General features: G+C 68.2%; 22 protein-coding genes. 16 read left to right on the top strand and 6 right to left on the bottom strand.

What is annotated here, in order from left to right:
• Window positions 1–36: 36 nt before the first annotated feature.
• Window positions 37–672, bottom strand: coding sequence for a LysE family translocator (locus tag DM992_RS05455; RefSeq protein ID WP_111016021.1), 636 nt, complete (start codon window positions 670–672; stop codon window positions 37–39).
• Window positions 673–832: 160 nt separating this feature from the next.
• On the opposite strand from DM992_RS05455, the gene DM992_RS05460 reads away from it, so the two are divergent.
• Window positions 833–1,288: a ParB N-terminal domain-containing protein gene (locus tag DM992_RS05460; protein WP_239511312.1), complete on the top strand. Its 456-nt coding sequence runs from the start codon at window positions 833–835 to the stop codon at window positions 1,286–1,288.
• A gap of 131 nt (window positions 1,289–1,419) precedes the next feature.
• Here the strand turns inward: DM992_RS05460 and ggt are convergent, their stop codons facing one another.
• Window positions 1,420–3,294, bottom strand: a complete 1,875-nt coding sequence (gene ggt / locus DM992_RS05465; protein ID WP_111016022.1) for a gamma-glutamyltransferase — start codon at window positions 3,292–3,294, stop codon at window positions 1,420–1,422.
• A gap of 71 nt (window positions 3,295–3,365) precedes the next feature.
• Window positions 3,366–4,328 (bottom strand): LysR family transcriptional regulator, encoded by a 963-nt coding sequence (locus DM992_RS05470; protein WP_111016023.1) that lies wholly within the window; start codon window positions 4,326–4,328, stop codon window positions 3,366–3,368.
• Window positions 4,329–4,482: 154 nt separating this feature from the next.
• Between DM992_RS05470 and DM992_RS05475 the strand changes: the two genes are divergently transcribed.
• The 9 genes from DM992_RS05475 to DM992_RS05515 all read left to right on the top strand — a co-directional run bounded on the left by DM992_RS05475 (window position 4,483) and on the right by DM992_RS05515 (window position 17,618).
• On the top strand, window positions 4,483–6,609 hold the full coding sequence (locus tag DM992_RS05475) for a 3-hydroxyacyl-CoA dehydrogenase NAD-binding domain-containing protein (RefSeq protein ID WP_111016024.1): 2,127 nt from the start codon (window positions 4,483–4,485) through the stop codon (window positions 6,607–6,609).
• A 29-nt stretch (window positions 6,610–6,638) separates the two neighbouring features.
• Entirely contained in the window at window positions 6,639–7,847 is a 1,209-nt protein-coding gene (locus DM992_RS05480) for an acyl-CoA dehydrogenase family protein (RefSeq protein ID WP_111016025.1), read from the top strand.
• Between the two features lie 14 nt (window positions 7,848–7,861).
• On the top strand, window positions 7,862–9,001 hold the full coding sequence (locus tag DM992_RS05485) for an acyl-CoA dehydrogenase family protein (protein ID WP_111016026.1): 1,140 nt from the start codon (window positions 7,862–7,864) through the stop codon (window positions 8,999–9,001).
• Window positions 9,002–9,031: 30 nt separating this feature from the next.
• Window positions 9,032–10,237, top strand: a complete 1,206-nt coding sequence (locus DM992_RS05490; protein ID WP_111016027.1) for a CaiB/BaiF CoA-transferase family protein — start codon at window positions 9,032–9,034, stop codon at window positions 10,235–10,237.
• A 288-nt stretch (window positions 10,238–10,525) separates the two neighbouring features.
• Window positions 10,526–10,831, top strand: a complete 306-nt coding sequence (locus DM992_RS05495; protein WP_014895931.1) for a DUF485 domain-containing protein — start codon at window positions 10,526–10,528, stop codon at window positions 10,829–10,831.
• A gap of 11 nt (window positions 10,832–10,842) precedes the next feature.
• Window positions 10,843–12,528, top strand: a complete 1,686-nt coding sequence (locus tag DM992_RS05500; RefSeq protein ID WP_111016028.1) for a cation acetate symporter — start codon at window positions 10,843–10,845, stop codon at window positions 12,526–12,528.
• Window positions 12,529–12,878: 350 nt separating this feature from the next.
• Entirely contained in the window at window positions 12,879–14,168 is a 1,290-nt protein-coding gene (locus DM992_RS05505; RefSeq protein ID WP_111016029.1) for a dicarboxylate/amino acid:cation symporter, read from the top strand.
• Window positions 14,169–14,172: 4 nt separating this feature from the next.
• Window positions 14,173–16,182 (top strand): ATP-binding protein, encoded by a 2,010-nt coding sequence (locus tag DM992_RS05510; protein WP_111016030.1) that lies wholly within the window; start codon window positions 14,173–14,175, stop codon window positions 16,180–16,182.
• 80 nt (window positions 16,183–16,262) lie between these two features.
• Window positions 16,263–17,618 (top strand): sigma-54 dependent transcriptional regulator, encoded by a 1,356-nt coding sequence (locus DM992_RS05515; RefSeq protein ID WP_111016031.1) that lies wholly within the window; start codon window positions 16,263–16,265, stop codon window positions 17,616–17,618.
• 97 nt (window positions 17,619–17,715) lie between these two features.
• Here the strand turns inward: DM992_RS05515 and DM992_RS05520 are convergent, their stop codons facing one another.
• Window positions 17,716–18,252 carry a TlpA disulfide reductase family protein gene (locus tag DM992_RS05520; RefSeq protein WP_111016032.1) on the bottom strand — a complete coding sequence of 179 codons (537 nt, stop codon included), beginning with the start codon at window positions 18,250–18,252 and terminating at the stop codon, window positions 17,716–17,718.
• A gap of 168 nt (window positions 18,253–18,420) precedes the next feature.
• On the opposite strand from DM992_RS05520, the gene DM992_RS05525 reads away from it, so the two are divergent.
• A complete protein-coding gene (locus DM992_RS05525) occupies window positions 18,421–18,993 on the top strand; it encodes a hypothetical protein (RefSeq protein ID WP_111016033.1) in 573 nt (190 codons plus the stop codon).
• A 335-nt stretch (window positions 18,994–19,328) separates the two neighbouring features.
• On the opposite strand, the gene DM992_RS05530 is transcribed toward DM992_RS05525, so the two are convergent.
• Both DM992_RS05530 and DM992_RS05535 read right to left on the bottom strand, forming a co-directional pair.
• Window positions 19,329–20,933, bottom strand: a complete 1,605-nt coding sequence (locus DM992_RS05530; RefSeq protein WP_111016034.1) for a YifB family Mg chelatase-like AAA ATPase — start codon at window positions 20,931–20,933, stop codon at window positions 19,329–19,331.
• 247 nt (window positions 20,934–21,180) lie between these two features.
• On the bottom strand, window positions 21,181–21,432 hold the full coding sequence (locus DM992_RS05535; RefSeq protein ID WP_034179125.1) for an accessory factor UbiK family protein: 252 nt from the start codon (window positions 21,430–21,432) through the stop codon (window positions 21,181–21,183).
• Window positions 21,433–21,787: 355 nt separating this feature from the next.
• On the opposite strand from DM992_RS05535, the gene DM992_RS05540 reads away from it, so the two are divergent.
• The 5 genes from DM992_RS05540 to DM992_RS05560 all read left to right on the top strand — a co-directional run bounded on the left by DM992_RS05540 (window position 21,788) and on the right by DM992_RS05560 (window position 26,899).
• Window positions 21,788–22,126: a P-II family nitrogen regulator gene (locus DM992_RS05540; RefSeq protein WP_006398175.1), complete on the top strand. Its 339-nt coding sequence runs from the start codon at window positions 21,788–21,790 to the stop codon at window positions 22,124–22,126.
• Between the two features lie 37 nt (window positions 22,127–22,163).
• A complete protein-coding gene (locus DM992_RS05545; protein ID WP_111016035.1) occupies window positions 22,164–23,678 on the top strand; it encodes an ammonium transporter in 1,515 nt (504 codons plus the stop codon).
• A gap of 243 nt (window positions 23,679–23,921) precedes the next feature.
• Window positions 23,922–25,211 (top strand): glutamate--cysteine ligase, encoded by a 1,290-nt coding sequence (gene gshA, locus DM992_RS05550; protein ID WP_034179123.1) that lies wholly within the window; start codon window positions 23,922–23,924, stop codon window positions 25,209–25,211.
• Between the two features lie 27 nt (window positions 25,212–25,238).
• On the top strand, window positions 25,239–26,195 hold the full coding sequence (gene gshB / locus DM992_RS05555) for a glutathione synthase (RefSeq protein ID WP_111016036.1): 957 nt from the start codon (window positions 25,239–25,241) through the stop codon (window positions 26,193–26,195).
• A 233-nt stretch (window positions 26,196–26,428) separates the two neighbouring features.
• Complete coding sequence (locus tag DM992_RS05560) at window positions 26,429–26,899, top strand: PTS fructose transporter subunit IIA (protein WP_034179121.1); 471 nt, start codon at window positions 26,429–26,431, stop codon at window positions 26,897–26,899.
• Window positions 26,900–26,906: the final 7 nt, after the last annotated feature.

Consider the following 26,906-nt stretch of genomic DNA (forward strand, 5'->3'; position numbering starts at 1 on the left):
TCGCGCCGACGCGCGGGGCGTCGGCGCGGCATCGTTTCAAGCCGCATTGCCGCGGCGATAGAGGCTGAGGGCAATCGCCAGTCCGGCCAGCATGCTGGCGCAGCCGCGATTGAGCCATTTAAGCGCTTGTCCGGACATTACTTTCATCACGTGGTAACCGCTCACTGCGTAGATACCCATCAACAGGATGTCGATCAGAGCGGTGAGGATCGCTAACGTCGCGTACTGCGTCGAGACGTTCGATTGAGGTTGGATGAACTGAGGCAGAAATGCCGAGAAGAACAGCAGCCCCTTCGGATTCGACAAGGCGACGAGCAGCGAGCGCTTGAATGCGGAGCGGCCGTCCCGCGCACCGTCCGCTCGCACGGCGTCGGTTGATGGCACGGTCGCGGGGGCGTGCCAAAGCACCCATGCGAGATACAGCAAGTATGCGGCGCCTGCCCACTTAAGCATGACGAACAGGTGTTCCGAAGCCTGCATGATCGCGCCGAGCCCGCACCCGACTGCACCGATCAGGATCAAATCGGACAGCGCTGCCCCGGCGATTCCATAAGCCGCGATGCGCATGCCGCGCGTGGCGCCGTTATTCAGCGCCAACAGCATCGTGGGGCCTGGTGTGACCGTGACGGCGGATACAGCAATGACGTACAGCAGGAGTGTCGTCGAATTCATGTCACGGCTCCTGAATGGGGGCACAGATAGCCGGTTTAATGCCGCAAGTTCGGACAGGATACCTTTACTTTGCATCTGCCCGGACTGTCGAGGCGGTGGTGGGTTTTCGAGTCTGGTTGATATCAATCATCGTTGTTATTGCACGAAATGGAGGGGAATCTTGAGCGACATAGTCGTCATGAAGAAAATCATTAAGCGCAGTGACCTTACGCTGTTGCGGCCTGAACAACTGCTGCCCATTGAGGAGTTCATCAAGGCTCGCGTACAAGACGTTTCCCGCGAGATCGAGGCGCTGGGTTGCTGGCGCTATCCATTGCTGATTGAGCAGGACACGCACGTCATCATGGACGGCCATCATCGGTGGGAATTCGCGTTGCGGTCCGCGTTGTCCCGGGTACCATGCCTGTTGCTCGACTATTCCCGCGTGATCCTTGCCTCACGTCGTGCGGAGCTCGCGCTCTCGCCTGCGGACGTGATCGCGCGCGGGCTGCAGCGTCATCCGTATCCCGCGAAGACGACCCGCCACCAATTGCGCACCCCTGTCGAATTTCAATGCGATGTGGCGCATGCCGAGTTGCGAGGCGATGACACCGAGCGCGAGGTTGTCGTCCGGTAGTCATGTTCTGTCGCCACGGTCTTGTCGTGCAACCCGCGTCGCCGATCATTGGTGCGCTTGCGCGATGCGCCGCCGGATCGAACGCCACGCAAGCCAGTCGAACCGGGCGCGGGCCGCGTCGGGCCCGCCCGTCAATCCCCCATCGCAACCCCTTCACGCCGCGGGTCCGCGCCGCCGAACCACACCGTTTGCCCCTGCACGTTCAGCCGCTGGATCCCCTGCAGCCCCGAGTTCATCTCGACGACCTGCACGTCGTGCCCGCGACCCTTCAGCCCGTCGGCAAGCGCATCCGACACGCGGCCGCGCTCGAGCTGCGTCGGCCCGTTCATCGACCCGAAGTTCGGCAGCGCGATCGCCTGCTGCATCGTCATGCCCCAGTCGAGCACGCCGACCAGCGTCTTCGCGACGTGATTGATGATCGCGGGGCCGCCGGCCGAGCCGACGATCATCGTCACCTGCTTCGTCTTCTTGTCGAACACGAGCTCCGGCGACATCGCCGAACGCGGCCGCTTGCCGGGCTGCACGCGGTTGGCGACCGGCCGGCCGTTGTCGTTCGACACGAACGAGAAATCGGTGAGCTGGTTGTTCAGCATGAAGCCGCGCACCATCAGCCGCGAGCCGAACGCGTCCTCGATGCTCGTCGTCATCGACAGCGCCTGGCCGTAGCGGTCGACGATCGCGATGTCGGACGTCGACGGCAATTCGGGGCTGCGGTCGTCGGCCATCGCGAGCGTCGCGCCCTGCGGCGCGCCGGCCTGCACGACGCCCATGCTGCTGTCGCCGATCAGCCGCGCGCGCTGCGCGAGGTAGGTCCTGTCGGTGAGGCTTGCCCAGTTGCCGCCCGGCAGCGGCACGAAATCGGGATCGGCGACATAGCGCGCGCGATCCGCATACGCGAGGCGCCCGGCTTCGCTGAACAGGTGCGCGGCGAACGGCGTCGGCTCGTAGCCGACGTCGTTGCGCACCGGCTTCTGCGCGCCGATCTGCTGCCAGTCGGGCATCGCTTCGAGGATGCCGAGCATCTGCGCGATCGCGAGACCGCCGGACGACGGCGGCGGCATCCCGCAGACGACCGAGCGCCGGTAGTCCGCGCACAGCGGCGTGCGCACCTTCGTCTTGTAGCGTGCGAGATCCTGGAGCGACAGCAGGCCCGGATTGGTCGGGTGCTTGCGGACCTTGGTGACGATGTCGCGCGCGATCGCGCCGGTGTAGAACGCGTTCGCGCCGCGGTCGGCGACCTGGCGCAGCACGGTCGCGAGCGCGGGGTTCTTCAGCACCGTGCCGGCCGCCTTCGGCGTGCCGTCCGGATTGTAGAAGTACGCACGCGCCGCTGGGTCGTTCTTCAGGTACTTGTCGTTCGCGATCAGCGTCGCGAGCCGCGGGCTGATCGTGAAGCCGTGCTCGGCGAGCCGGATCGCGGGCTGGAACAGCCGGCGCCACGGCAGCTTGCCGTGCGCGCGGTGCGCGGCGTCGAGCATGCGCAGCACGCCCGGCGTGCCGACCGAGCGCCCGCCGACGACGCCTTCGTAGAAGCCCATCGGCTGGCCGGTCGGCCCGTAGAACAGGCGGTCGGTCGCGGCGGCCGGCGCGGTTTCGCGGCCGTCGTACGCTTGCGTTGCCTTGCCGTCGAAGTACAGCATGAACGCGCCGCCGCCGATCCCCGACGATTGCGGCTCGACGAGCGCGAGCACCATCTGCGTCGCGATCGCGGCGTCGATCGCGGTGCCGCCGGCCTTCAGCATCTCGTAGCCGGCCTGCGTCGCGAGCGGGTTCGCGGCCGCGATCATGCTGTGCTGCGAGGTCCAGCCCGGCTTGTCGACCCAGCCGGACGACAGCTCGGGCGCATGGAAGCCGGGCAGCGGCACGGCGGCGCCCGATGCGGCGGCCACCGGGACGACGGCGCCCGACGGCGCGGACGGGGACGTGCAGCCGGCGTTGAGAGCGATGAGCGCGACGGCGGCGAGCAGCGTCCAGGGACGCGAATGCGGACGAATCCGGTCGAACATTGAACCCTCGGCAGCAGTGAATTCGAATGAAGCGATGGTGCGGGCGCAACGGGGCTGCGCGCCCCGGCGCGCTATTGTCGCCGCGAGGCCGGCGGATTGTCATCCGACAGGAAACCCTGACGCATCGCGCCGGGCCCGCCCCGGCCGGTCTTTCCGGCCTGTTCGAGGATGAACTCTATGAACGTCGACGTCGCACGCGTGTGGTGCCGGTTCGGCATGTAGAGCATGTACATGTGCGTGCCGAAGATGCTGAGCCGGTATGCGTCGAGCGACGTGACGACGGCGCCGCGCCGCATGTCGTCCTGCATCACGTAGTCGGGCACGATGCCGACGCCGATCCCCGCGAGGATCGCCTGGCGCAGGAACAGGAAGTTCTCCGAAATCAGTGTGGGCTCGAGCAGCACCTCGTGCCGCTCGTCGCCGAGATACGCGGCGATCCTGAGCTGGCGGCCCATCACCGTCGCGGTGACGACCGGCGCGGCGGCCAGCGCGCCGAGGCTCGCGGGCATCCCGTGCGCGGCCGCGAACGCGGCCGACGCACACGCGACGTAGCGCACCGCGCCCATGTCGCGCGCGACGAGGTTCTGCGGCGGCTCGGGCATCACGCGCACCGCGATGTCGATCTCGTCGCGCATCAGGTCCTCCACGCGGTTCTCGAACACGACGTCGAGCACGATGCCCGGATGCAGCCGCTTGAATGCGAGCAGCCATTCGGACATCACCATCTGCCCGTAGCCGCTCGGCACCGACAGCCGCACGCGCCCCTGCAGGTCCTGGCCGAGCGTCGTCACCGATTCCTCCGCGGCGAGCAGCTCGTTGCGGATGCGCCGGCCGTGCTCGTACAGCTTCAGCCCGATCTCGGTCGGCTCGATGCGCCGCGTCGTGCGCCGCACGAGCTGCTGGCCGATCGAGCGCTCGAGCTGGTTCAGCCGGTAGCTGACGTTCGCCCGGCTCATCTTGAGCCGCTGCGCGGCCTTGCTGAGATTGCCGGCGTCGAGGATCTCGACGAGCAGCGTCAGCGCGTTCAGGTCCATGCGTTCGCTCCTGATCCGTCCCGTTTAACGGTCGGAAAGCATTCAGTGTCAAGTCAGATTTGACAGCTTGTAAAGGCGTGCGGGAATTGTCAATGAATCTCGATCAATCGAGAATCGGTGCATGTCTGGTGCATATGACAGGACAGGAGACACCATGAATTCATCTGCAACACCCCAAGCCGGCACGGTCACGCGCGAGCGGCGCGACAAGGTGCTCGTCGTCACGATCGACCATCCGCCCGTCAACGCGCTGTCGGCCGACGTGCGGCGCGGCCTCGCCGACGCACTCGACGCCGCGCAGGCCGACGACGCGATCCGCGCGGTGCTGATCGTCGGCGCCGGCCGCAACTTCATCGCGGGCGCCGACATTCGCGAATTCGGCAAGCCGCCGGTGCCGCCGTCGCTGCCCGACGTGTGCGAGCGGATCGAGTCCGGCGCGAAGCCGGTCGTGGTCGCGCTGCACGGCGCGACGCTCGGCGGCGGCCTCGAAGTCGCGCTGGCCGCGCATTACCGGCTCGCGGTGCCTGGCGCGAAGCTCGGGCTGCCCGAAGTCACGCTCGGCCTGCTGCCCGGCGCGGGCGGCACGCAGCGTGCGCCGCGCCTGATCGGTGCGAAGGCCGCGCTCGACCTGATGCTGACGGGCCGCCACGCGAGCGCGGACGAAGCGCTCGCGCTCGGCCTCGTCGATCGCGTCGCGCACAGCGACGACACGCTCGCCGAAGGCCTCGCGTATGCGCAGGAACTCGTGTCGCTCGGCGCGCCGGTGCGCCGCACGCGCGATGCGCAGGGGCTCGCCGATCGCGCGGCCGCGCAGGCCGCGATCGACGCGGCGCGCGCGGAACTGCCGAAGAAGTCGCGCGGGTTGTTCTCGCCGGCGAAGATCGTCGAAGCGGTCGAGGCCGCGCTCACGCAGTCGTTCGACGCGGGGATGAAGTTCGAACGCAGCCTGTTCCTGCAGTGCATCGACAGCCCGCAGCGCTCGGGCCTCGTGCATGCGTTCTTCGCGGAGCGCGAAGCCGCGAAGGCACCCGAGGTGCGGCGTGCGAGCGCGCGGCCGGTCGAGCGGATCGGCGTGGTCGGCGGCGGCACGATGGGCGCGGGCATCGCGGTCGCGGCGCTTGACGCCGGGCTGCCGGTGACGATGATCGAACGCGACGAAGCGTCGCTCGCGCGCGGCCGCGCGCACGTCGAGAAGGTGTACGACGGCCTCGTCGCGAAAGGCCGGATGACGCCGGCCGCGCACGCGGCGCGGCTCGCGCGCTTCAAGGGCAGCACGTCGTACGACGCGCTCGCGCAGGCCGACGTCGTGATCGAGGCCGTGTTCGAGGACATGACGGTGAAGCAGGCCGTGTTCGCCGAGCTCGCGCGCGTCTGCAAGCCGGGTGCGGTGCTCGCGACCAACACGTCGTATCTCGACATCGACGAGCTGGCCGCGAGCATCGACCGGCCGGCCGACGTGATCGGCCTGCATTTCTTCTCGCCGGCCAACGTGATGAAGCTGCTTGAGATCGTCGTGCCGGCGCGCGTCGGCGCGGACGTCGTCGCGACCGCGTTCGCGCTCGCGAAGCAGTTGAAGAAGACGCCGGTGCGTGCGGGCGTATGCGACGGCTTCATCGGCAACCGGATCCTCGCCGTCTATCGCACGGCGGCCGACTACCTGATGGAAGACGGCGCGTCGCCGTACCAGATCGATCGTGCGGTGCGCGAATTCGGCTTCCCGATGGGGCCGTTCCAGGTGGTCGATCTCGCGGGCGGCGATATCGGCTGGGCGACCCGCAAGCGCCGCGCGGCGACGCGCGATCCGCGCGCGCGCTACGTGGAGATTTCCGACCGGCTGTGCGAGCGCGGCTGGTTCGGGCAGAAGACGTCGCGCGGCTACTACCTGTATCCGGACGGCGCGCGCGTCGGCATGCCGGACCCGGAAGTCGAAGCGATCGTCGCGGCCGAACGCGCGAAGAAGGGCGTCACGCCGCGCACGTTCACCGATGACGAGATCCTGCGCCGCTACCTCGCCGCGATGATCAACGAAGGCGCGAACGTCGTGCACGAGAAGATCGCGCTGCGCCCGCTCGATGTCGACGCGGTGTTCCTGTACGGCTACGGCTTCCCGCGCTATCGCGGCGGCCCGATGCACTACGCGGACACGCTCGGCCTCGCGAACGTGCTCGCCGATATCCGCGCGTTCGCGAAGGAAGATCCGCTGTTCTGGAAGCCGTCGCCGCTGATCGTCGAACTCGTCGCGCGCGGCGCGGATTTCGCGAGCCTGAACCGCGTCGACTGAACGCCAACCGCATTCGCAACGGACCGAAGATGGACCTCAATTTCACTCCCGAAGAGGAAGCCTTCCGCACGGAAGTGCAGCGCTTCCTGCAAGCCGAACTGCCCGAGCGCATCGCGCGCAAGGTGAAGGGCGGCCTGCACCTCACGCGCGACGACATGCGCGAATGGCACGCGACACTCAACGCGCGCGGCTGGCTCGCGAGCCACTGGCCGCGCGAATACGGCGGCCCCGGCTGGAGCGTCGCGCAGAAGTTCCTGTTCGACAACGAATGCGCGCTCGCCGGTGCGCCGCGGATCGTGCCGTTCGGCGTGAACATGCTCGGCCCGGTGCTGATCAAGTACGGCAACGAAGCGCAAAAGCGCCGCTGGCTGCCGCGCATCCTCGACGGCACCGACTGGTGGTGCCAGGGCTACTCGGAGCCGGGCGCCGGTTCCGATCTCGCGGCGGTGAAGACGAGCGCGGTGCGCGGAATCGACGCGCAGGGCGAGCACTACATCGTGAACGGCCAGAAGACGTGGACCACGCTCGGCCATTACGCGAACATGATCTTCTGCCTCGTGCGCACCGCGACCGACGTGCGCAAGCAGGAGGGCATCAGCTTCCTGCTGATCGACATGAACACGCCGGGCGTCGACGTGCGCCCGATCATCACGCTCGACGGTGAGCATGAAGTGAACGAGGTGTTCTTCACAGACGTGCGCGTGCCGGCGGAAAACCTCGTCGGCGAAGAGAACCGCGGCTGGACCTACGCGAAATTCCTGCTTACGTACGAGCGCACCAACATCGCGGGGATCGGCTTCTCGACGGCCGCGCTCGACCGGCTTCGCGCGGTTGCCGCGAAGGTGACGAAGAACGGCAAGCCGCTCGCGGACGATCCGTTCTTCGCGGCGCGTGTCGCGCGCGTCGAGATCGAGCTCGAGAACATGCGCACGACCAATCTGCGCGTGCTGGCCGCGGTCGCGGGCGGCGGCGCGCCGGGCGCGGAAAGCTCGATGCTGAAGATCCGCGGCACGCAGATCCGCCAGGAGATCGCGTCGCTGATGCGGCGCGCGATGGGGCCGTACGCGCAGCCGTTCGTCGACGAAGCGCTCGATGCGGACTACGACGGCGAGCCGGTCGGCCCGGACGAAGCCGCGAGCGCCGCGCAGCAGTACTTCAACAACCGCAAGCTGTCGATCTTCGGCGGCTCGAACGAGATCCAGAAGAACATCATCGCGAAGATGATGCTCGGGCTGTAACGAGGGACGCGACGATGGATTTCCAGCACACAGAAGACCGCCGGATGCTGGCGGACACGTTGAACCGCTTCATCGCCGAACAGTACGCATTCCCGGTGCGCGATCGCATCGCGCAGTCGGCCGAAGGCTTCGATCGCGCGATGTGGCAGCGCTTTGCCGAGCTCGGCACGATCGGCGCGCTGTTTCCCGAAGCAGACGGCGGTTTCGGCGGCGCGGGTTTCGACATCGCCGTGGTGTTCGAATGCCTCGGGCGCGGGCTCGTCGTCGAGCCGTTCCTCGGCGCGCTGCTGGCTGGCCGCGCACTGTCGCTCGCCGGCGGCGATGCGCATCGCGGCAAGCTCGCGGCGCTGCTCGACGGCAGCGCGAGCGCCGCGTTCGCGCACGACGAGCCGGGCTCGCACTACGAACTGACGACCGTGCGCACGCGTGCCGAACGCTCGGGCGACGGTTGGGTGCTGACGGGCGCGAAGGGCGTCGTCGACCAGGCCGCGCAGGCGGCGTTCTTCGTCGTCAGCGCGCGCGTGTCGGGCCATGACGACGATGCGGCCGGCATCGGCCTGTTCGTCGTGCCGGCCGATGCGCCGGGCGTATCGCTGCGCGACTACCGGAAAATCGACGGCGGCCGCGCGGCCGAGGTGCGCTTCGATCGCGTTGCGCTGCCGGCCGATGCCGCGCTCGGCGGGCCGGGCGGCGGCGAAGCGGGCGCGGCGCTGCTCGAACGCGTGCTCGGCTACGGGCTGCTTGCGCTGTCGGCGGAAGCGCTCGGTGCGATGGACGTCGCGAAGGAGCACACACTCGAATACCTGCGCACGCGCAAGCAGTTCGGTATGCCGATCGGCAGCTTCCAGGTACTGCAGCACCGGATGGCCGACCTGCTGCTCGAAGTCGAGCAGGCGCGCTCGGCCGTGATCAACGCGGCCGCGCAGCTCGATGCGCCGCGCGCGGTGCGCGAACGCGCGCTGGCGGCAGCGAAATACAGCATCGGCCGGATCGGCACGCTCGTCGCGGAGGAGAGCATCCAGCTGCACGGCGGGATCGGGATGACGTGGGAGCTGCCGCTGTCGCATTACGCGAAGCGCCTCGTGATGATCGATCACCAGCTCGGCGACGAGGATCACCATCTCGCGCGCTACATCGCGCTGTCGAGACAGTAAAAGCGCACAGCGCGAATGGAGGAGACAAGGATGACGAACGAACCGCGCGCATTGCCGCTGGCCGGCGTGAAGGTGCTCGATTTCTCGCGCGTGCTCGCGGGCCCGTGGTGCGCGATGGTGCTCGCCGATTTCGGCGCGGAAGTGATCAAGGTCGAGCATCCGGCGCGCGGCGACGACACGCGCGACTGGGGGCTGCGGATCGGCGATACCGAGACGACCTACTTCAACAGCGTGAATCGCAGCAAGCGTTCGATCTGCGTGGACCTGCAGACCGAAGCCGGGCAGCGCGTCGCGCGCGAGCTGGCCGCGCAGGCCGACGTGCTGATCCACAACTTCAAGTTCGGCGGCGCGGAAAAGCTCGGCCTCGGCTACGACGCGCTGGCCGAACTGAACCCGCGCCTCGTGCATTGCGCGATTTCCGGCTACGACCGTTCGGGCGCCGAGGCCGCGCGGCCCGGCTACGACCTCGTCGTGCAGGGCGAGGCCGGGCTGATGGCGCTGAACGGCGAGGCCGGCCAGCCGCCGCTGAAGTTCGGCGTCGCGGCGGTCGATCTGTTCACCGGCATGTATTCGGCGCAGGCGATCCTCGCCGCGCTGTACGAGCGCCATGCGACCGGGCGCGGAAGACGCATCGAGATGGCGCTGTTCGACTGCGGGCTGATGATCACCGCGTACTACGGGCTCGACGCGCTGCTGATGGGCGAGGACCCGCCGCGCTACGGCAACGCGCATCCGTCGATCGTGCCTTACGGCGTGTTCGACGCGGCCGACGGCCCGCTCGTGATCACGGTCGGCAACAACACGCAGTTTGCGCGCTTCTGCGATGCGATCGAGCGACCCGACCTCGCGACCGACGCGCGCTACAAGACCAACCTCGGCCGCTCGGAAAACCGCGCCGACCTGCTGCCCGAAATTCGCCGCGAACTCGCGCGGCGGTCGCGCGCGACGCTGCTTGCGGCGCTCGCCGATGCGGGCATCCCGTGCGGCGAAGTGCTCGGACTGCACGAAGCGCTGAGGTCCGAGCGTGCGACCAGCGCGGGGCTCGTCACGCGGCAGCCGCATCCGGTCGCGGGCGGTGTCGACGTGCTCGCGCCGCCGTACCGCTTCGACGGCGCGCGGCTGCCGGTGCGCGGCGCGCCGCCGGTGCTCGGCGCGGATACGGACGCGGTGCTCGGCGGCTGGCTCGGGATGTCGGCCGACGAGGTCGCGCGGCTGCGTGCGGATCGCGTGGTCTGAATCGATATTTGCCGCCGCGGCGCGGGCGGATCGGTTGACGCGCCGGCCATCTACAAAACAATCCTCGCGAAACGACGAGGTCGCCCTGCGGGGACCGGAGTCAGCGCCGAAGCGCTGACCCCGGTCGACCGCGAAGCATGGGACCGGAATAAGCGCTAAAGCGCCAACTCCGGTCGACCGCGAAGCATGGGACCGGAATAAGCGCTAAAGCGCCAACTCCGGTCGACCGCGAAGCATGGGACCGGAATAAGCGCTAAAGCGCTAACTCCGGTCGACACAGGAGACACCATGGAGCTTTCCGTCATCGAATCGGTCACGGCGCGCCGCGACTACCAGCAACTCGTGCGCGCGCGGCGCCGCTTCAGCTTCACGCTGACGGCGCTGATGATCGCGACCTACTACGGCTTCATCCTGCTCGTCGCGCTCGCGCCGCACGTGCTCGCGGCGCCGCTGTACCGTGGCGCGACGACGACGGTCGGGATCGCCGCGGGCGTCGCGATCATCCTGGTCGCGATCGGCCTGACTGCGTGCTACGTGCTGCGCGCGAATCGTGCGTTCGACCGCCGGGTCGACGCGATCCTGCAGCGTTCCTGACGGAGGCCGACATGCGACGCACATCGATCGCGCTCGGCGCGCTTGCCACTCTCGTTTCCTCCGCCGCGCATGCGGTATCGGTCGCGGGCCCGATGCCCGACAAGGTCGAGCTGAACCCGGTCGCGATCGGGATGTTCTTCGCGTTCGTGTTCGCGACGCTCGCACTCACGCGCTGGGCGGCGCGCCGCACGCGCTCGACACGCGACTTCTACACGGCCGGCGGCGGCATCACCGGGCTGCAGAACGGCCTCGCGATCGCGGGCGACTACATGTCGGCCGCGTCGTTCCTCGGGCTGTCGGGGATGGTGTTCATGTTCGGCTTCGACGGGCTCATCTATTCGATCGGCTTTCTGGTCGGCTGGCCGTTCGTGATGTTCCTGATCGCCGAGCCGCTGCGCAACCTCGGCAAGTTCACGTTCGTCGACGTCGTCGCGTACCGCTTCGCGCAACGGCCGATCCGGCTGCTGACTTCAGCGAACGCGCTGACGATCGTCGTGCTGTACCTCGTCGTGCAGATGGTCGGCGCGGGCAAGCTGATCCAGCTGCTGTTCGGGATGTCGTACGGCACGGCGGAGCTGATCGTCGGCATGCTGATGGTGGTCTACGTGTTCTTCGGCGGGATGACCGCGACCACCTGGGTGCAGGTGATCAAGGCCGTGCTGCTGCTGTGCGGCGCGACGCTGCTGGTATTGCTCGCGCTCGGCGAATTCGGCTTCAGCGTCGACGAGATGTTCCGCCGCGCGGTGGCCGTGCATCCGGGCGCGCTCGGCATCATGGGGCCCGGCAAGCTGATCCGCGATCCGGCCAACGCGCTGTCGCTCGGCATCGCGCTGATGTTCGGCACGGCCGGCTTCCCGCACATCCTGATGCGCTTCTTCACGGTGCCGAACGCGAAGGAGGCGCGCAAGTCGGTGCTCTACGCGACCGGCTTCATCGGCTACTTCTACCTGCTGACCTTCGTGATCGGCTTCTCGGCGATCGTGCTGCTCGCGCAGCATCCCGAGTTCTTCAAGCTCGGCGCGAACGGCACGTTCAACCTCACGCACGACCTGCTCGGCGGCTCGAACATGGTCGCGGTGAAGCTCGCGCAGGCGGTCGGCGGGAACTGGTTCTACGGCTTCATCGCGGCCGTCACGTTCGCGACGATCCTCGCGGTGGTCGCGGGCCTGACGCTCGCCGGCGCGACGACGATCTCGCACGACCTGTATGCGCAGATGTGGGCGCGCGGCAAGCCCGACGAGCGCCTGGAGATGCGCATCTCGCGCGCGGCGACGATCGCGCTGTCGGCCGTCGCGATCGGGTTGTCGATCCTGTTCGAGCACGTGAACGTCGCGTTCATGGTCGGGCTCGTCGCGGCGGTGGCCGCGAGCGCGAATTTCCCGGTGCTCGCGATGTCGATCTTCTGGCGCGGGATGACGACGCGCGGCGCGGTGCTCGGCGGCGGCCTCGGCCTCGTGTCGGCGGTGGTGCTCACGGTGCTGTCGAAGTCGGTATGGGTCGACGTGCTGCACCACGCACACGCGCCGGTATTCCTCGACAACCCGGCGCTCGTGTCGGTGCCGCTCGCGTTCATCGGGATCGTCGTCGGCTCGCTCGCGGATCGCGGCGAGCGCGCGCGGCGCGAGCGCGACGCGTTCGCGCAGCAGGAGTTCTACGCGCAAACCGGCCTGCTGGCCGGCGAGGCCGTCCAGCACTGATTCGTCTGATCAAATTGCCCATCCGTCCGGATCGCCGGACGGATATTTTCCGGAAATCCGGAATCCCGGATTTCCTTGTCTGCCGCATTATGAGAAATACAATGAAAACAATGGTTTGAGGGGTTACGGAAACCTGGCATCGACCTTGCGATATAAAACGCACGGCCGCCCACTCGGCCTGACTATTAAACCAAGGAGACAATCGATGACCACAGCCTTCCTCCCCCTCCGGATGTCGTGAGGCATCGCTTGTTGCGGCACGGCAGCCGCGCGGGCGAGTGACTCCCCTGGCATTCGCCCGCGCGCGTGACGCCGTTTCCACCGGCTCATCTACTTCAGCAGGAACCATCGTGAAGAAGAAACCCTTCTACAAAGTGCTCTATGTGCAGGTGATCTTCGCCATCATCGTCGGCGTGATCCTCGGCCACTTCTACCCGGCGCTCGCCACCGACATGAAGCCGCTCGGCGACGGGTTCATCAAGCTGATCAAGATGGTGATCGGTCCGATCATCTTCTGTACGGTCGTCACCGGCATCGCCGGCATGGAGGACATGAAGAAGGTCGGCCGCGTCGGCGGCAAGGCGCTGCTGTACTTCGAGGTCGTGTCGACCTTCGCGCTGCTGCTCGGCCTCGCGGCCACGCACATCCTGCGTCCGGGCGTCGGCTTCAACATCGATCCGGCGACGCTCGACGGCAAGGCCGTCGCGTCGTACGCGGCGAAGGCGCACGGGCAGTCGACGGTCGACTTCCTGATGCACATCATCCCGAACACGATGGTCGACGCGTTCGCGCAAGGCGAAATCCTGCAGATCCTGCTGATCGCGCTCTTGTTCGGCAGCGTGCTCGCGCACCTCGGCGAACGCGGCAAGGTCGTCACCGACTTCATCGACGGGCTCACGCGCGTGCTGTTCGGCATCGTGCACATCGTCACGAAGCTGGCGCCGATCGGCGCGTTCGGCGCGATGGCGTTCACGATCGGCAAGTACGGCGTCGGCTCGCTGGTGCCGCTGCTCAAGCTGATCGGCACGTTCTACCTGACGTCGGTCGTGTTCGTGCTCGTCGTGCTCGGCGCGATCGCGCGCGTCACGGGCTTCTCGATCATCCGCTTCGTGTCCTACATCAAGGAAGAGCTGCTGATCGTGCTCGGCACGAGCTCGTCGGAAGCCGCGCTGCCGCAGCTGATGGAAAAGCTCGAGAAGGCCGGCTGCTCGCGTTCGGTCGTCGGCCTCGTCGTGCCGACCGGCTATTCGTTCAACCTCGACGGCACCAACATCTACATGACGATGGCCGTGCTGTTCATCGCGCAGGCGACCAACATCGAACTGACGTGGATGCAGCAGCTCACGCTGCTGGCGGTCGCGATGCTGACGTCGAAGGGCGCGAGCGGCGTGACGGGCGCGGGCTTCATCACGCTCGCCGCGACGCTGGCCGTCGTGCCGACGATCCCGCTGTCGGGGATGGTGCTGATCCTCGGCATCGACCGCTTCATGAGCGAATGCCGCGCGCTGACCAACATCGTCGGCAACGGCGTCGCGACGGTCGTCGTGTCCGCCTGGGAGAAGGAGCTCGACCGCAACAAGCTGCGCCAGGCGCTGAAGGGCGGCGGCGAAGTCTCGGCGACCGAGACGGCCGGCGTCTGACGTCGTGAAGGAGCAGGCGGCGGCACCGCCCGCCGGCGGCGCGGCACGCGGCGGCCGAGGCGTTGACAGCGAGGCCTATGACACAATAGGCGATCCGCATCGCCAGGAAGCCTCGACCGTGAAGCGCCGCCTGCTCATCCTCGTCGTGCTTGCCGCCGCGCTCGTCGCGGCGTGCGCGCTGACGTGGACGATTACCTGGCAACGCGGCGTCGCCGAGCTGCAGCGCAACGCCGCGGTGCGCGTCGACCGCACCACCAACGCGCTCAAGAGCACGCTCGACCGCTACGAATCGCTGCCCTATCTGCTCGGCAGCCATCCGTATGTGCAGGACCTGCTCGCCGAGCCGAAGCGCGGCGACTACACCGCGCGCGTCAACCGCTATCTCGAAGATCTCAACGAACACGCGCACGCGACCGTCACCTACGTGATCGGCGCGGACGGCCTGTGCGTCGCCGCCAGCAACTGGCGCGCGCCCGACAGCTTCGTCGGGATCGAATACCGTTTCCGCCCCTACTTCCTCGACGCGATGAACGGCCGGGTCGGCCGCTTCTTCGGGATCGGCACCATCTCGCGCGATCCCGGCTACTACATCTCGCAGCCCGTATGGCGCGACGGCAAGATCGCGGGCGTCGTGGTCGTGAAGCTCAATCTTGAATGGTTCCAGGGCGCCGATGCGTCCGAGCCGCTCGTCGTCGCGGACGATCACGGCGTCGTGTTCCTGTCGTCGGTGCCCGCGTGGAAGTACCACACGCTGCGGCCGTTGACGGGGCCCGTGGCCGCGTCGATCTACGAGACGCGCCAGTACGCGCAGCAGCCCGTCACACCGCTGCCGCTGCGCATCGAGCAGACGCTCGGCGCCGATGCGGAGATCGTGCGCCTCGGCGCGGGCCTGCGCGCGCCGCGCTTCCTGGCCAGCAAGCGGCGGATCGGCGAGCCCGACTGGCTGCTCGTCACGCTCGCGCCGATCGCGCCGATCGACGCCGATGCGCGCAACGCGACGATCGTCACGGGCTTCGGTTTCGTGTCGGTCGCGCTGCTCGCGTTCTACTGGCGGATGCGCCGCGCGCGCGTGCGCGAAATGATCCGCGGCCGCGCGCTGCTGCAGCAGGCGTACGCGGAGCTGAACCGGCGCGTCGAGGAACGCACGGCCGACCTGTCGGAAGCGAACGAGCAGTTGCAGAAGGAAGTCGGCGACCGGATCCGCGCGGAGCAGGAGCTGCGCGCCGCGCACGACGAACTGATCCAGGCGAGCAAGCTGGCCGCGCTCGGCCAGATGGCGGCCGGCATCACGCACGAACTGAACCAGCCGCTCGCGGCGCTGCGCAGCTTCTCGGACAACACGCGCGTGCTGCTCGATCGCGGCGAGCAGGCGGCCGCGCGCGAGAACCTCGAGGCGATCGCCGCGCTCACCGAGCGGATGGGCAAGATCACGAACCAGTTGAAGCTGTTCGTCGGCCGCGCGAAGCCGCGCAACGAGCGGGCGCTCGTCGTGCGTGCGCTGCGCAGCGTGCTGGCGCTGCTCGGCGATCGCCTGCGCGGCGTCACGCTCACGCTGACGCTGCAGGACGCGACCGTATCGCCCGTGCACGGCGTGCCGCTCGATCTGGCGCGCGACTACCCCGAGCTCGTCGCACGTTGCGAGGACCTGCGCCTCGAGCAGGTGCTGATCAACCTGCTCGGCAACGCACTCGACGCGGTCGCGGGCATCGCGGCGCCCGCGATCGAAGTGACGATCGTGGTGTCGGCCGCGACGCTCGCGGTCGAGGTGCGCGACAACGGCCCCGGCATCGCGCCCGACCTGTTGCCGCGCCTGTTCGAGCCGTTCTTCACGACCAAGGAAATGGGGCGCGGGCTCGGGCTCGGCCTCGCGATTTCGTCGTCGATCGCGAGCGACGCGGGCGGTGCGCTGACCGCGCGCAACGCGCCGTCGGGCGGCGCGCTGTTCGTCTTGACGCTGCGGCGCGCGCGCACGCATCATCCGGACTCCGTGTCCGAGCCGGCGGGCTCGCACTAGGCCCGGTCGGCGAACGACCGGCATCAACGCCGCCGCGCACGCAACACTGCCGCGCGGCCCGTCAGGAGCAAGTGAGTACGATGGCCAACCGGCTGCAAGTGATCTATATCGAAGACGATGCGCTCGTTCGCCGGGCGAGCGTGCAGAGCCTTCAGCTGGCGGGCTTCGACGTCGCCGGCTTCGAGTCGGCCGAAGCGGCCGAGAAGGCGATCGTCGCGGACACCGCGGGCGCGATCGTCAGCGACATCCGGCTGCCCGGCGCAAGCGGGCTCGACGTGCTCGCGCAGTGCCGCGAGCGCGTGCCCGACGTGCCCGTGATCCTCGTCACCGGGCACGGCGACATCTCGATGGCCGTGCAGGCGATGCGCGACGGCGCATACGACTTCATCGAAAAGCCGTTCGCGGCCGAGCGCCTGATCGAGACGGTGCGCCGCGCGCTCGAGCGGCGCGAGCTCGTGCTCGAGAACCATGCGCTGCGGCGCGAGCTGGCCGGGCAGAACGTCGTCGCGCCGCGCATCATCGGCCGCAGCCCCGCGATCGAGCAGGTGCGCAAGCTGATCGCGAACGTCGCGCCGACCGACGCGTCGGTGCTGATCAACGGCGACACGGGCGCCGGCAAGGAACTGATCGCGCGCAGCCTGCACGAGCTGTCGCCGCGCCGCGACAAGCCGTTCATCGCGGTGAATTGCGGCGCGCTGCCCGAGCCGATGTTCGAGTCGGAAATGTTCGGCTACGAGCCCGGCGCGTTCACCGGCGCCGCGAAGCGGCGTGTCGGCAAGCTCGAATACGCGTCCGGCGGCACGCTGTTCCTCGACGAAATCGAAAGCATGCCGCTCGCGCTGCAGGTGAAGCTGCTGCGGGTGCTGCAGGACGGCGTGCTGGAGCGGCTCGGCTCGAACCAGCCGATCCGCGTGAACTGCCGCGTCGTCGCGGCCGCGAAGGGCGACATGAGCGAACTCGTCGCGGCCGGCACGTTCCGGCGCGACCTGCTGTACCGGCTCAACGTCGTGACGATCGCGCTGCCGCCGCTCGCCGAGCGCCGCGAGGACATCGTGCCGCTGTTCGAGCACTTCATGCTCGACGCGGCCGTGCGCTACGGGCGGCCCGCGCCCGTGCTGACCGACCGGCAGCGCGCGAGCCTGATACAGCGGGACTGGCCCGGCAACGTGCGCGAGCTGCACAACGCGGCCGACCGCTTCGTGCTCGGCGTGGCCGACATGCCGCAGGAAACGGGCGCGGGCGGCGACGATGCCGACAACGAGCAGACGCTGAAGGAGCGCATCGAGCAGTTCGAGCGTGCGGTGATTGCCGAGGCACTGAACCAGACGGGCGGGGCGGTCGCCGCGACCGCCGACCGGCTGCATGTCGGCAAGGCGACGCTGTACGAGAAGATGAAGCGCTACGGGCTGTCGGCGAAAGGCGAAACCGAGCGCTGAAAAGCAAACGGACCGCGGAACCGGGCTGGCCGGTCGTGCGGTCCGTTGTCGGGGAAGGGCGCTGCGCGCGGCCCTTCGAGTTGTTGTCGGGCGGCGCTCAGGCCGCGTTGCTGTCGAGCGCCTTCTTGAGCAGCGCGTCGAGTTCCGCGAACTGCGGTGCGCCGACGTAGCGCTTCAGGATCTTGCCGTTCCTGTCGACGACGAAGGTCGTCGGCGTGAGCTGCACGTTGCCGAACTGCTTCGCGACGCTGCCGTCGTCGAGCGCGACCTTGAACGGCAGCTGGCGCGTCTGCGCGTAGTTCGCGACGTACATCGGCGGATCGTAGTTCATCGCGACCGCGACGAATTCCAGCCCCTGACCCTTGAAGCGGTTATAGGTATCGACCATCTGCGGCATTTCCTGCATGCAGGTCGCGCAGCTCGTCGCCCAGAAGTTCACGAGATAAACCTTGCCCTTCAGGTCGCCGGCGGTCGAGACCTTCTGGCCCGACAGCAGCGTGAACGTCGCGTCCGGCGCGCTGGACTTGCCGTTGAACGCGAAGAAGCCGGCTACGGCGATGGCCGCGACGACGACGGCCGCGACGATGTAGCGGGCGGGGCCGGCGCTGCGGCGGGCGGGAGGCGTGGTGTTCATCTGCGGTGCTCTCGGAGTCGGTCGATGACGCGGATCAATGCAATGCAAAGGACGTCGAAATTCGGCGCCCATTTTAGCGCGAATGCGGCGCGCGCACCGGCGGCTGCCACGCATCCCGGTTTTCACGTTCGGCGGATAATGGCCCTTTTTGCCTGCCCGACCCACGCCATGCCGAAGGAAGTCTTCGATTCGTTGCGCCCCCTGTTTCGTCCGCTGCGACACTTCGCCGCGCTCGCCTGCGCGAGCGCCGTGCTGGCCGCGTGCTCGCCGTCGTACGACTGGCGCACGCTGCACAACGACGCCGGCTACACGATCGACCTGCCGGCGAAGCCGACCGTCGAGGAGCAGCCGGTTGCGATCGGCGGCACGTCGATGCCGATGCGGATGCAGGCCGCGCACGTCGACGGCGCGGTGTTCGCGGTCGGCACGCTGACGCTGCCCGACGACCGCGACGACACGCGCCGCGCGGCGCTCGAGTTCTTGCGCGCCGGGCTGTCACGCAACCTCGAAGGCGCGCCGCAGACGGCTTCGGTGCCCGTGCCGCTCGCGGCCGGCGGCGCGGTGAACGGGCTCGAGCTGCGCATCGCGGGCGCGGCGGCAGGCGGCGATCGCGCGCGCAAGACGATCGTCGCGCGGCTTGCCGCGCGCGGCCGGCACGCGTACCAGGCTGTCGTGATCGCCGACGGGCCGCTCGCCCAGGAGCAGTTCGACCAGTTTTTCGGCTCGTTCAAACTCGACTGACGACGGCCGGAGAGGGCGCTCAGACACTGTGTGACAACTGAAAGTTCATTCGTAGCTTTCGGCGCTAGTCAGCGGATTTTGCGAGTTTTTTTTTCGGCTATCCACAGCGCATGTGGATAACTTTGTTGAAAAGTCGGCCGGATTTCCCGCTGAGCCGCACCGGGTGGCCCTCCGGCCCGTTTTCCTGCTCGTTCTGTTTTTGGGGAAATTCAATAAAAACAAAGGGATACGAATTTTGCGATGGGCGGGCCCCGGCAAGCCATGATCCGCGGCCAGATTAGCTAAATTGTGCATAAGTCAAGTCTTGACAGCCGGATTTTGTCCTCCGAAGGCGCTCAGAGCGACGTAAGCACGCGCCGGTAGCGGATCGCCTCGGCGATCTGCGCGGCCGTCGGCAGCGGGTCGCCGGCCAGGTCGGCGATCGTCCGCGCGACCTTCAGCACGCGAAAATACGCGCGCGCCGACCAGCCGAAGCGCTCGCCGGCTTCGCGCAGCAGCCGCTCGCCTTCGTCGGTCGGCCGGCACAGGTCGTCGGTCTCGCGGCCGCTCAGCATGTGATTCGTCTTGCCCTGCCGGCCGAGCTGCAGCGCGCGCGCCTGAGCAACCCGCGCGGCCACCGCTGCGCTCGGCTCGCCGGGTGTCGACGCGCGCGACGCGAGTTCGGCCGGCGACAGCGCGGGCAGGTCGATCTGGATGTCGATGCGGTCGACGAGCGGCCCCGACAGCTTGCGCAGGTAGCGCGCGGCGACGTCCGGCGTGCAGCGGCAGCGCCCGGACGGATCGCCGTGCCAGCCGCACGGGCACGGGTTCATCGCGGCGATCAGCTGGCACGCGGCCGGGAAGTCGGCTTGCTGCGCCGCGCGCGAGATCGTGATGCGGCCGGCTTCCAGCGGCTCGCGCAGCATCTCGAGCACGTGCCGGTCGAATTCCGGCAGTTCGTCGAGGAACAGCACGCCGAGGTGCGCGAGCGTGATTTCGCCCGGCTGCGGCGGGTTGCGGCCGCCGACCAGCGCGGCGGCGCTCGACGAATGATGCGGCGCGCGGAACGGCCGCCGGCGCCACTGCGCGGGCGAGAAGCCGAGGCGGCTCGCGGAAAGGAGCGCGGCCGACGTCAGCGCCTCGTCGTCGGTCAGCGGCGGCAGGAGGCCGGCCAACCGCGCGGCCAGCATCGACTTGCCCGCCCCCGGCGGGCCGACCATCAGCATGTGATGACCGCCCGCGGCGGCGACTTCCAGCGCGCGCCGGGCACCGCGCTGGCCGACCACGTCCGCGAGGTCGGGCGCGGCCGGTGCCGGCAGGCCGTCGAGACAGGGCGCCGCGACCGGCATCAGTCGCCCGTCGGGCGCATCGGCGAGGTGTGCGCACAGCGCGGGCAGGTCGGGCGCGCCGAACACCGTGACGCCCGGCACGAGCGCCGCCTCGGCCGCGCTGTCGAGCGGCAGGTACAGCTCGGGCGGGCGCGCCGTTGCCGCGGAGCCGGACAGGGCGACCGAATCCGGGCCCGGGCCGGAACCGAGGCCCGATCCGGGTTCGCCCGCGCGCCAGTCCCGTGCCGCGCCGCACGCCATCGCGAACGCGCCGCGCATCGGCCGCAGCGCGCCGGTCAGCGACAGCTCGCCCGCGAATTCGCGGCCGGCCAGCGCGTCGGCCGGGATCTGGCCGTTCGCGGCGAGGATGCCGAGCGCGATCGGCAGGTCGAACCGGCCCGACTCCTTCGGCAGATCGGCCGGCGCGAGGTTGACGGTGATGCGGCGCACGGGGAATTCGAAGCCGCAGTTCTGCAGCGCGGCGCGGACGCGCTCGCGGCTTTCGCGGACTTCGAGATCGGGCAGGCCGACGATCGAGAACGACGGCAAGCCGTTGGCGAGATGGACTTCGACGGTGACGTCCGGCGCGCGGCCGGATGCGGGCGCGCGACTGCGCACCACGGCGAGCGACATGGCGAGGCTCCTGTAAACAGACGGGCGACGGCCGTTCGGGGCCGCACGCCGCGGGAATCGGAGGAATCGGTGCGCGCTTGCCGGCGTGGCGCGGGGAAAGAACGAGGGACTGCGGAACGACGGACTGCGAAGAGCGACGGACTACGAAGAACGACGGACTACGAAGAACGACGGTACGGCTTCGGGGCGGCGGGCGCGGGCCGCGCGAGGCGGCCCGCGCCCGGACCTTGCGGTCGGGTGGCGGGCGTCAGGCCTGCGGTGCCGCGAGCTTCTGCTCGAGCTCCGCGACGCGCTTTTCGAGTTCCTCGAGGCGCACGCGGGTGCGGGCGAGCACCTGCGCCTGCGTGTCGAATTCCTCGCGCGTGACGAGATCGAGCTTCGAGAAGCCTTGCGACAGCATGGCCTTCACGTTGCGCTCGACGTCCTTGGCCGGCGAGTTTTTCAGCAGGTCGCTGACGCGCGACTGCAGATCGTGGAAAACGTCGCTGGGTTGCTTCATGTGATTCCCCTTCCTTGCACAAAAATTGTGCATCTTCAGTTGCGTACGTGCCCATGATGCACGCATGACCGGAAATGGTGCGCCCGGAGCGCGAATTCCGGGCATGGCGCCCGCATGGGTGAATGTCCCGGCGAGCCGGGACGTGCGTGCACTCTAGCAACGATCCTTTCGCCGCGCCAGCAAACCGGGCCATGTTGGCCATTCGGCCGGGCTTCCGCGCCTTACATCACGGGATGCGACCCCGTTACAGAGCCCTTCGAGCCGGCACTCGGACGAACATGGCATGCGAGTTGCTGAGAAGAGTCCGTTACAACATTCCAACCAATTCGACGGGACAACCCAGCGAGAGGACTTCATGAAACTCATTACCGCAATCATCAAGCCGTTCAAGCTCGATGAGACGCGCGAAGCGCTGTCGGCGCTCGGCGTCTCGGGTATCACGGTGACGGAGGTGAAAGGGTTCGGGCGCCAGAAGGGGCATACCGAGCTGTATCGCGGCGCCGAATACGTTGTCGATTTCCTGCCGAAGATGAAGATCGAGGCGGCCGTGTCCGACGATCTCGTCGACCAGGCGGTCGAGGCGATCGAGCGGGCCGCGCGCACCGGCAAGATCGGCGACGGCAAGATCTTCGTCACGCCGATCGAACAAGTGATCCGGATTCGCACCGGGGAGACAGGCGCTGACGCGCTGTAACAGAACAGACAAGACAAGCGACAAGAGGAAACCCAAGATGCGCAAACTTCTGATGTCCCTGCTGATGGCCGGCTCGCTGATCGCGGCCGGCGTCGGCCCCGCGCTCGCCGACGACGCGGCGTCCGCCGCGGCTGCGTCCGCGCCCGCCGCAACGGCTTCCGACGCATCGGCTGCCGCTGCTCCGGCAGCTTCGGCGCCGGCTGCAACCGACGCATCCGCCGCAGCAGCTGCCGCCGCACCGGCTTCGGGCGCCGCCGACGCGTCGGCCGCCGCCGCCGCGTCCGCGCCGGCCGCCCCCGCCGCGCCGACCGCCCCGTTCTCCGTCGATTCGTCGAAGATCAGCGCCGGCGACACCGCGTGGATGCTGACCTCCACCGCGCTCGTGCTGTTCATGACGATCCCCGGCCTCGCGCTGTTCTACGCCGGCATGGTCCGCAAGAAGAACGTGCTCGCGACCGTGATGCAGAGCTTCGCGATCACCGCGGTGATCACGGTGCTGTGGACGGTGGTCGGCTACAGCCTCGCGTTCACGCCGGGCAACGGCTTCATCGGCGGCCTGTCGCGCGTGTTCCTGCACGGGATGAACTACATCAAGGGCGACAAGGCGACGACGCTGACCGTCAGCCACCTGGCGACGACGATTCCGGAATCGGTCTACTTCGTCTACCAGATGACGTTCGCGATCATCACGCCGGCGCTGATCTGCGGTGCGTTCGCCGACCGGATGAAGTTCTCGGCGATGCTCGTGTTCATGACGCTCTGGTCGCTGATCGTCTATGTGCCGATCGCGCACATGGTGTGGGAGCCGACCGGCTGGCTGTCGGCCGACGGCGTGCTCGACTTCGCGGGCGGCACGGTGGTGCACATCAACGCCGGTATCGCGGGCCTCGTGTCGTGCCTGGTGCTCGGCAAGCGCGTCGGCTACGGTCGCGAATCGATGGCGCCGCACAACCTCGTGCTGACGATGATCGGCGGTTCGATGCTGTGGGTCGGCTGGTTCGGCTTCAACGCGGGCTCCGCGGTCGCAGCCGACGGCCGTGCCGGCTTCGCGATGCTGACCACGCAAGTGGCGACGGCCTGCGCGGCGCTCGGCTGGATGTTTGCCGAATGGATCGCGAAGGGCAAGCCGTCGGTGCTCGGCATCGTGTCGGGCGCGGTCGCGGGTCTCGTGGCGATCACGCCGGCCGCCGGCTTCGTCGGCGTGGCGGGCGCGCTCGTGATCGGCATCGCGGCGGGCGTGATCTGCTTCTGGTCGGCCACGTGGCTCAAGTCGAAGCTCGGCTACGACGATTCGCTCGACGCGTTCGGCGTGCACGGCGTGGGCGGGATTCTCGGCGCGCTGCTGACGGGCGTGTTCGCGGTCAAGGACATCGGCGGCTTCGACGGCAGCCTGCTGCTGCAGGCGAAGGGCGTGCTGATCACGCTGGTCTACAGCGGCGTGCTGAGCTTCGTGCTGCTGAAGCTGATCGACCTGACGATGGGCTTGCGCGTGTCCGAAGAGGAAGAGCGCGAAGGCCTCGACGTGATCCTGCACGGCGAGCATGTCGAATAAGTCATAAGGATGCACGGCGGGCAGCCGCGGAGACGGTGCCCGCCACGAATGAGCGCAGCGACTTCGGCCCGCCCACCCGGCGGGCTTTTTTTCTCCTGCCGCGTGCTGCCGTAGCGCATAACCCTTCGCGCTATCGGGTCAATAGCCGAAAACTTCCTCCAAACCCTTGCGAAGCCGGGAACAATCCCCAAATGGACAGGGCAATTGCTCTACAATCTTCATTCTCCCGCTCGCGAGTGATTCATGGTTCCCCACCTCGTTACCGCGCTGAACGGTCCGCTGCTCGAACTCGAGCGGAAGATCCTCGACGCGACGCCTGCGATCGAACGCTGGTTCAGGCTCGAATGGCAGGAACACACCCCGCCGTTCTATTGTTCGGTGGACCTGCGCAACGCCGGCTTCAAGCTGGCGCCCGTCGACGCGAACCTGTTCCCCGGCGCGTTCAACAATCTGCCGTCCGAGGTGCTGCCGCTCGCCGTGCAGGCCGCGATGGCCGCGATCGAGAAGATCTGCCCGGACGCGAAGAACCTGCTCGTGATTCCCGAGCTGCCGACCCGCAACGCGTTCTACCTGGAAAACGTCGCGCGGCTCGCGACGATCATGCGCCAGGCCGGCCTGAACGTGCGCTTCGGCTCGCTCGACCCGAGCATCACCGACATGACGCCGATCACGCTGGCCGACGGCCAGAAGATCGTGCTCGAACCGCTCGAGCGTTCGCAGCGCCGCCTCGGCCTGAAGAATTTCGATCCGTGCTCGATCCTGCTGAACAACGACCTGTCGGCCGGCATCCCGGCCGTGCTGGAAAACCTGCACGAGCAGTACCTGCTGCCGCCGCTGCACGCGGGTTGGGCCGTGCGCCGCAAGTCGACGCACTTCTCGTGCTACGACGACGTCGCGAAGAAGTTCGCGAAGATGGTCGGCGTCGATCCGTGGATGGTGAATCCGTATTTCGCGCACGTCGAGGGTGTCGACTGGCAGGCGCATGAAGGCGAGCAGGCGCTCGCCGACGCGATCGACGGCGTGCTGAAGAAGATCGCGCGCAAGTACCGCGAATACGGGATCAGCGAGAAGCCGTACGTCGTCGTGAAGGCCGACGCGGGCACGGCGGGGCGCGGCGTGATGACCGTGCACGACGCAGCCGAGATCGGCCGCATGTCGAAGGCCGAGCGCGCGCAGATGGCCGAGTCGAAGGCCGGCCTCGCGGTGCGCGACGTGATCGTGCAGGAAGGCGTCTATACGTTCGAGCGCGTCGGCGACGAAGTGGCCGAGCCCGTCGTGTACATGATCGACCGCTACGTGGTCGGCGGCTTCTACCGCACGCACGGCGGCCGCGAGCGCGACCAGAACCTGAACGCGCCCGGCATGCACTACGTGCCGCTCGGCTTCGAGCACACCGCGCTGCCGGATGCCGGCGCCAAGCCGGGCGCCGCGCCGCCGAACCGTTTCTACATGTACGGCGTCGTCGCGCGGCTGTCGCTGATCGCGTCGTCGATCGAACTGGAAAAGACCGATCCCGAAGCCATCCAGGTGTAACGGACCTTCGCTACGTACAGGACCCGCATGGACATTCTCTTTATCGCCGACCCGCTCGAGCGCTTCAAGATCTACAAGGATTCGACCTACGCGATGATGGCGGAGGCTGCGCGGCGCGGGCACGTGATCTACACGTGCGAGCCGCACCAGCTTGCGTGGACGGGGTCGGGCGTCGAGGCGGACGTGCAGCGCGTGACGATCGTCGGCGATACGGCCGACCTGCATCGCCATCCGTGGTACGAGGCGGCCGCGCACGAATCGCGTCTGATGACGTCGTTCGGCGCGGTGCTGATGCGCAAGGATCCGCCGTTCGACATGGAGTACGTGACGGCCACGTGGATGCTCGAACTTGCCGAGCGTGCTGGCGCACGCGTGTTCAACAAGCCGCAGTCGATCCGCGACCATTCGGAGAAGCTGGCGATCGGCGAGTTTCCGCAATTCGTCGCGCCGACGCTGGTCACGCGCGATGCCGCGCGGTTGCGCGCGTTCCACGCCGAGCACGGCGACGTGATCGTGAAGCCGCTCGACGGGATGGGCGGGATGGGCGTGTTCCGCGTGAAGGCCGACGGGATGAATCTCGGCGCGATCATCGAGATGCTCGGCCACGACGGCACGCGCTCGCTGATGATTCAGAAGTTCATTCCCGAGATCAAGGCCGGCGACAAGCGGATCCTGCTGATCGCGGGCGAGCCCGTGCCGTATTCGCTCGCGCGGATTCCGCAGGGCAGCGAGGTGCGCGGCAATCTCGCCGCGGGCGGGCTCGGCGTCGCGCAGCCGCTGACTGCCCGCGATCGCGAGATCGCCGGGACGCTCGGGCCCGTGCTCGCGTCGCGCGGGCTGCTGCTGGTCGGCCTCGATGCGATCGGCGACTGGCTGACCGAGGTGAACGTCACCAGTCCGACGTGTTTCCGCGAGATCATGGAGCAGACCGGCTTCGACGTCGCCGCGATGTTCATCGACGCGCTGGAGCGTGCGGCCGCGTAGGCCGTTTTCCCGCGCAACCCCGGCGGCGGCCCGCGCAGGTCCCCCGTCGCCGGAGCAGCTTGACCGGCCTGCTACAATGCCCGCTTGCCCGGTGCCGTGATCGGCGCACCGAAGGCCCGGCGGTCGGGCCGACACTGTTGCAAGGCTGAACATGAAACGTTTCCCACACTCGCTACGCTCATTGCCCCGCCGCGGGGTATCGGCCCGCCAGGGGCGGCAGGGAGCGATCTGACATGGCCGGGATCCTGATCATCGCGCACGCACCGCTCGCCACCGCGCTGCGGGACTGCATCGCGCACATCTACGGCGGCGTGCCCGCGCGCATCGGCTGTATCGACGTGATGGCGGACAGCGATCCGACCCAGGTGATGGCGTTCGCGCACGCGGAGCTCGCGCGTCTCAAGGAAGAGAACGGCGTGGTCGTACTGACCGACATGTACGGCGCGACGCCCGCCAACATCGCGGGCCAGCTCGCGAAGATCGACAACGTGCGCGTGCTGGCGGGCGTGAACCTGCCGATGCTCGTGCGGGCCGTCTGCTATCGCACCGTGCCGCTCGACAAGCTCGTCGACAAGGCGCTGTCCGGTGGCGCGAAGGGCGTCCACGAAGTGGCGGCCGGCACGCCGCCGCCGCCGACGGAAGCCGGCTGCGGCCAGTGCGCGCCGATTCCGCCCGAACCGCAACCGCGCACCGAATCGCACTGATCACTGC

Origin of the sequence: Burkholderia sp. JP2-270 (genome assembly GCF_003233675.1) — a bacterium.
GTDB lineage: Bacteria > Pseudomonadota > Gammaproteobacteria > Burkholderiales > Burkholderiaceae > Burkholderia > Burkholderia pyrrocinia_C.

What these genes read in the sequence shown, in the direction of transcription:
- DM992_RS05455 (WP_111016021.1), bottom strand. Translation starts at nt 672, where the DNA reads ATGAATTCGACGACACTCCTGCTGTACGTCATTGCTGTATCCGCCGTC.
- ggt (WP_111016022.1), bottom strand. Translation starts at nt 3,294, where the DNA reads ATGTTCGACCGGATTCGTCCGCATTCGCGTCCCTGGACGCTGCTCGCC.
- DM992_RS05470 (WP_111016023.1), bottom strand. Translation starts at nt 4,328, where the DNA reads ATGGACCTGAACGCGCTGACGCTGCTCGTCGAGATCCTCGACGCCGGC.
- DM992_RS05475 (WP_111016024.1), top strand. Translation starts at nt 4,483, where the DNA reads ATGAATTCATCTGCAACACCCCAAGCCGGCACGGTCACGCGCGAGCGG.
- DM992_RS05480 (WP_111016025.1), top strand. Translation starts at nt 6,639, where the DNA reads ATGGACCTCAATTTCACTCCCGAAGAGGAAGCCTTCCGCACGGAAGTG.
- DM992_RS05485 (WP_111016026.1), top strand. Translation starts at nt 7,862, where the DNA reads ATGGATTTCCAGCACACAGAAGACCGCCGGATGCTGGCGGACACGTTG.
- DM992_RS05490 (WP_111016027.1), top strand. Translation starts at nt 9,032, where the DNA reads ATGACGAACGAACCGCGCGCATTGCCGCTGGCCGGCGTGAAGGTGCTC.
- DM992_RS05495 (WP_014895931.1), top strand. Translation starts at nt 10,526, where the DNA reads ATGGAGCTTTCCGTCATCGAATCGGTCACGGCGCGCCGCGACTACCAG.
- DM992_RS05500 (WP_111016028.1), top strand. Translation starts at nt 10,843, where the DNA reads ATGCGACGCACATCGATCGCGCTCGGCGCGCTTGCCACTCTCGTTTCC.
- DM992_RS05515 (WP_111016031.1), top strand. Translation starts at nt 16,263, where the DNA reads ATGGCCAACCGGCTGCAAGTGATCTATATCGAAGACGATGCGCTCGTT.
- DM992_RS05520 (WP_111016032.1), bottom strand. Translation starts at nt 18,252, where the DNA reads ATGAACACCACGCCTCCCGCCCGCCGCAGCGCCGGCCCCGCCCGCTAC.
- DM992_RS05525 (WP_111016033.1), top strand. Translation starts at nt 18,421, where the DNA reads ATGCCGAAGGAAGTCTTCGATTCGTTGCGCCCCCTGTTTCGTCCGCTG.
- DM992_RS05530 (WP_111016034.1), bottom strand. Translation starts at nt 20,933, where the DNA reads ATGTCGCTCGCCGTGGTGCGCAGTCGCGCGCCCGCATCCGGCCGCGCG.
- DM992_RS05535 (WP_034179125.1), bottom strand. Translation starts at nt 21,432, where the DNA reads ATGAAGCAACCCAGCGACGTTTTCCACGATCTGCAGTCGCGCGTCAGC.
- DM992_RS05540 (WP_006398175.1), top strand. Translation starts at nt 21,788, where the DNA reads ATGAAACTCATTACCGCAATCATCAAGCCGTTCAAGCTCGATGAGACG.
- DM992_RS05545 (WP_111016035.1), top strand. Translation starts at nt 22,164, where the DNA reads ATGCGCAAACTTCTGATGTCCCTGCTGATGGCCGGCTCGCTGATCGCG.
- gshA (WP_034179123.1), top strand. Translation starts at nt 23,922, where the DNA reads ATGGTTCCCCACCTCGTTACCGCGCTGAACGGTCCGCTGCTCGAACTC.
- gshB (WP_111016036.1), top strand. Translation starts at nt 25,239, where the DNA reads ATGGACATTCTCTTTATCGCCGACCCGCTCGAGCGCTTCAAGATCTAC.
- DM992_RS05560 (WP_034179121.1), top strand. Translation starts at nt 26,429, where the DNA reads ATGGCCGGGATCCTGATCATCGCGCACGCACCGCTCGCCACCGCGCTG.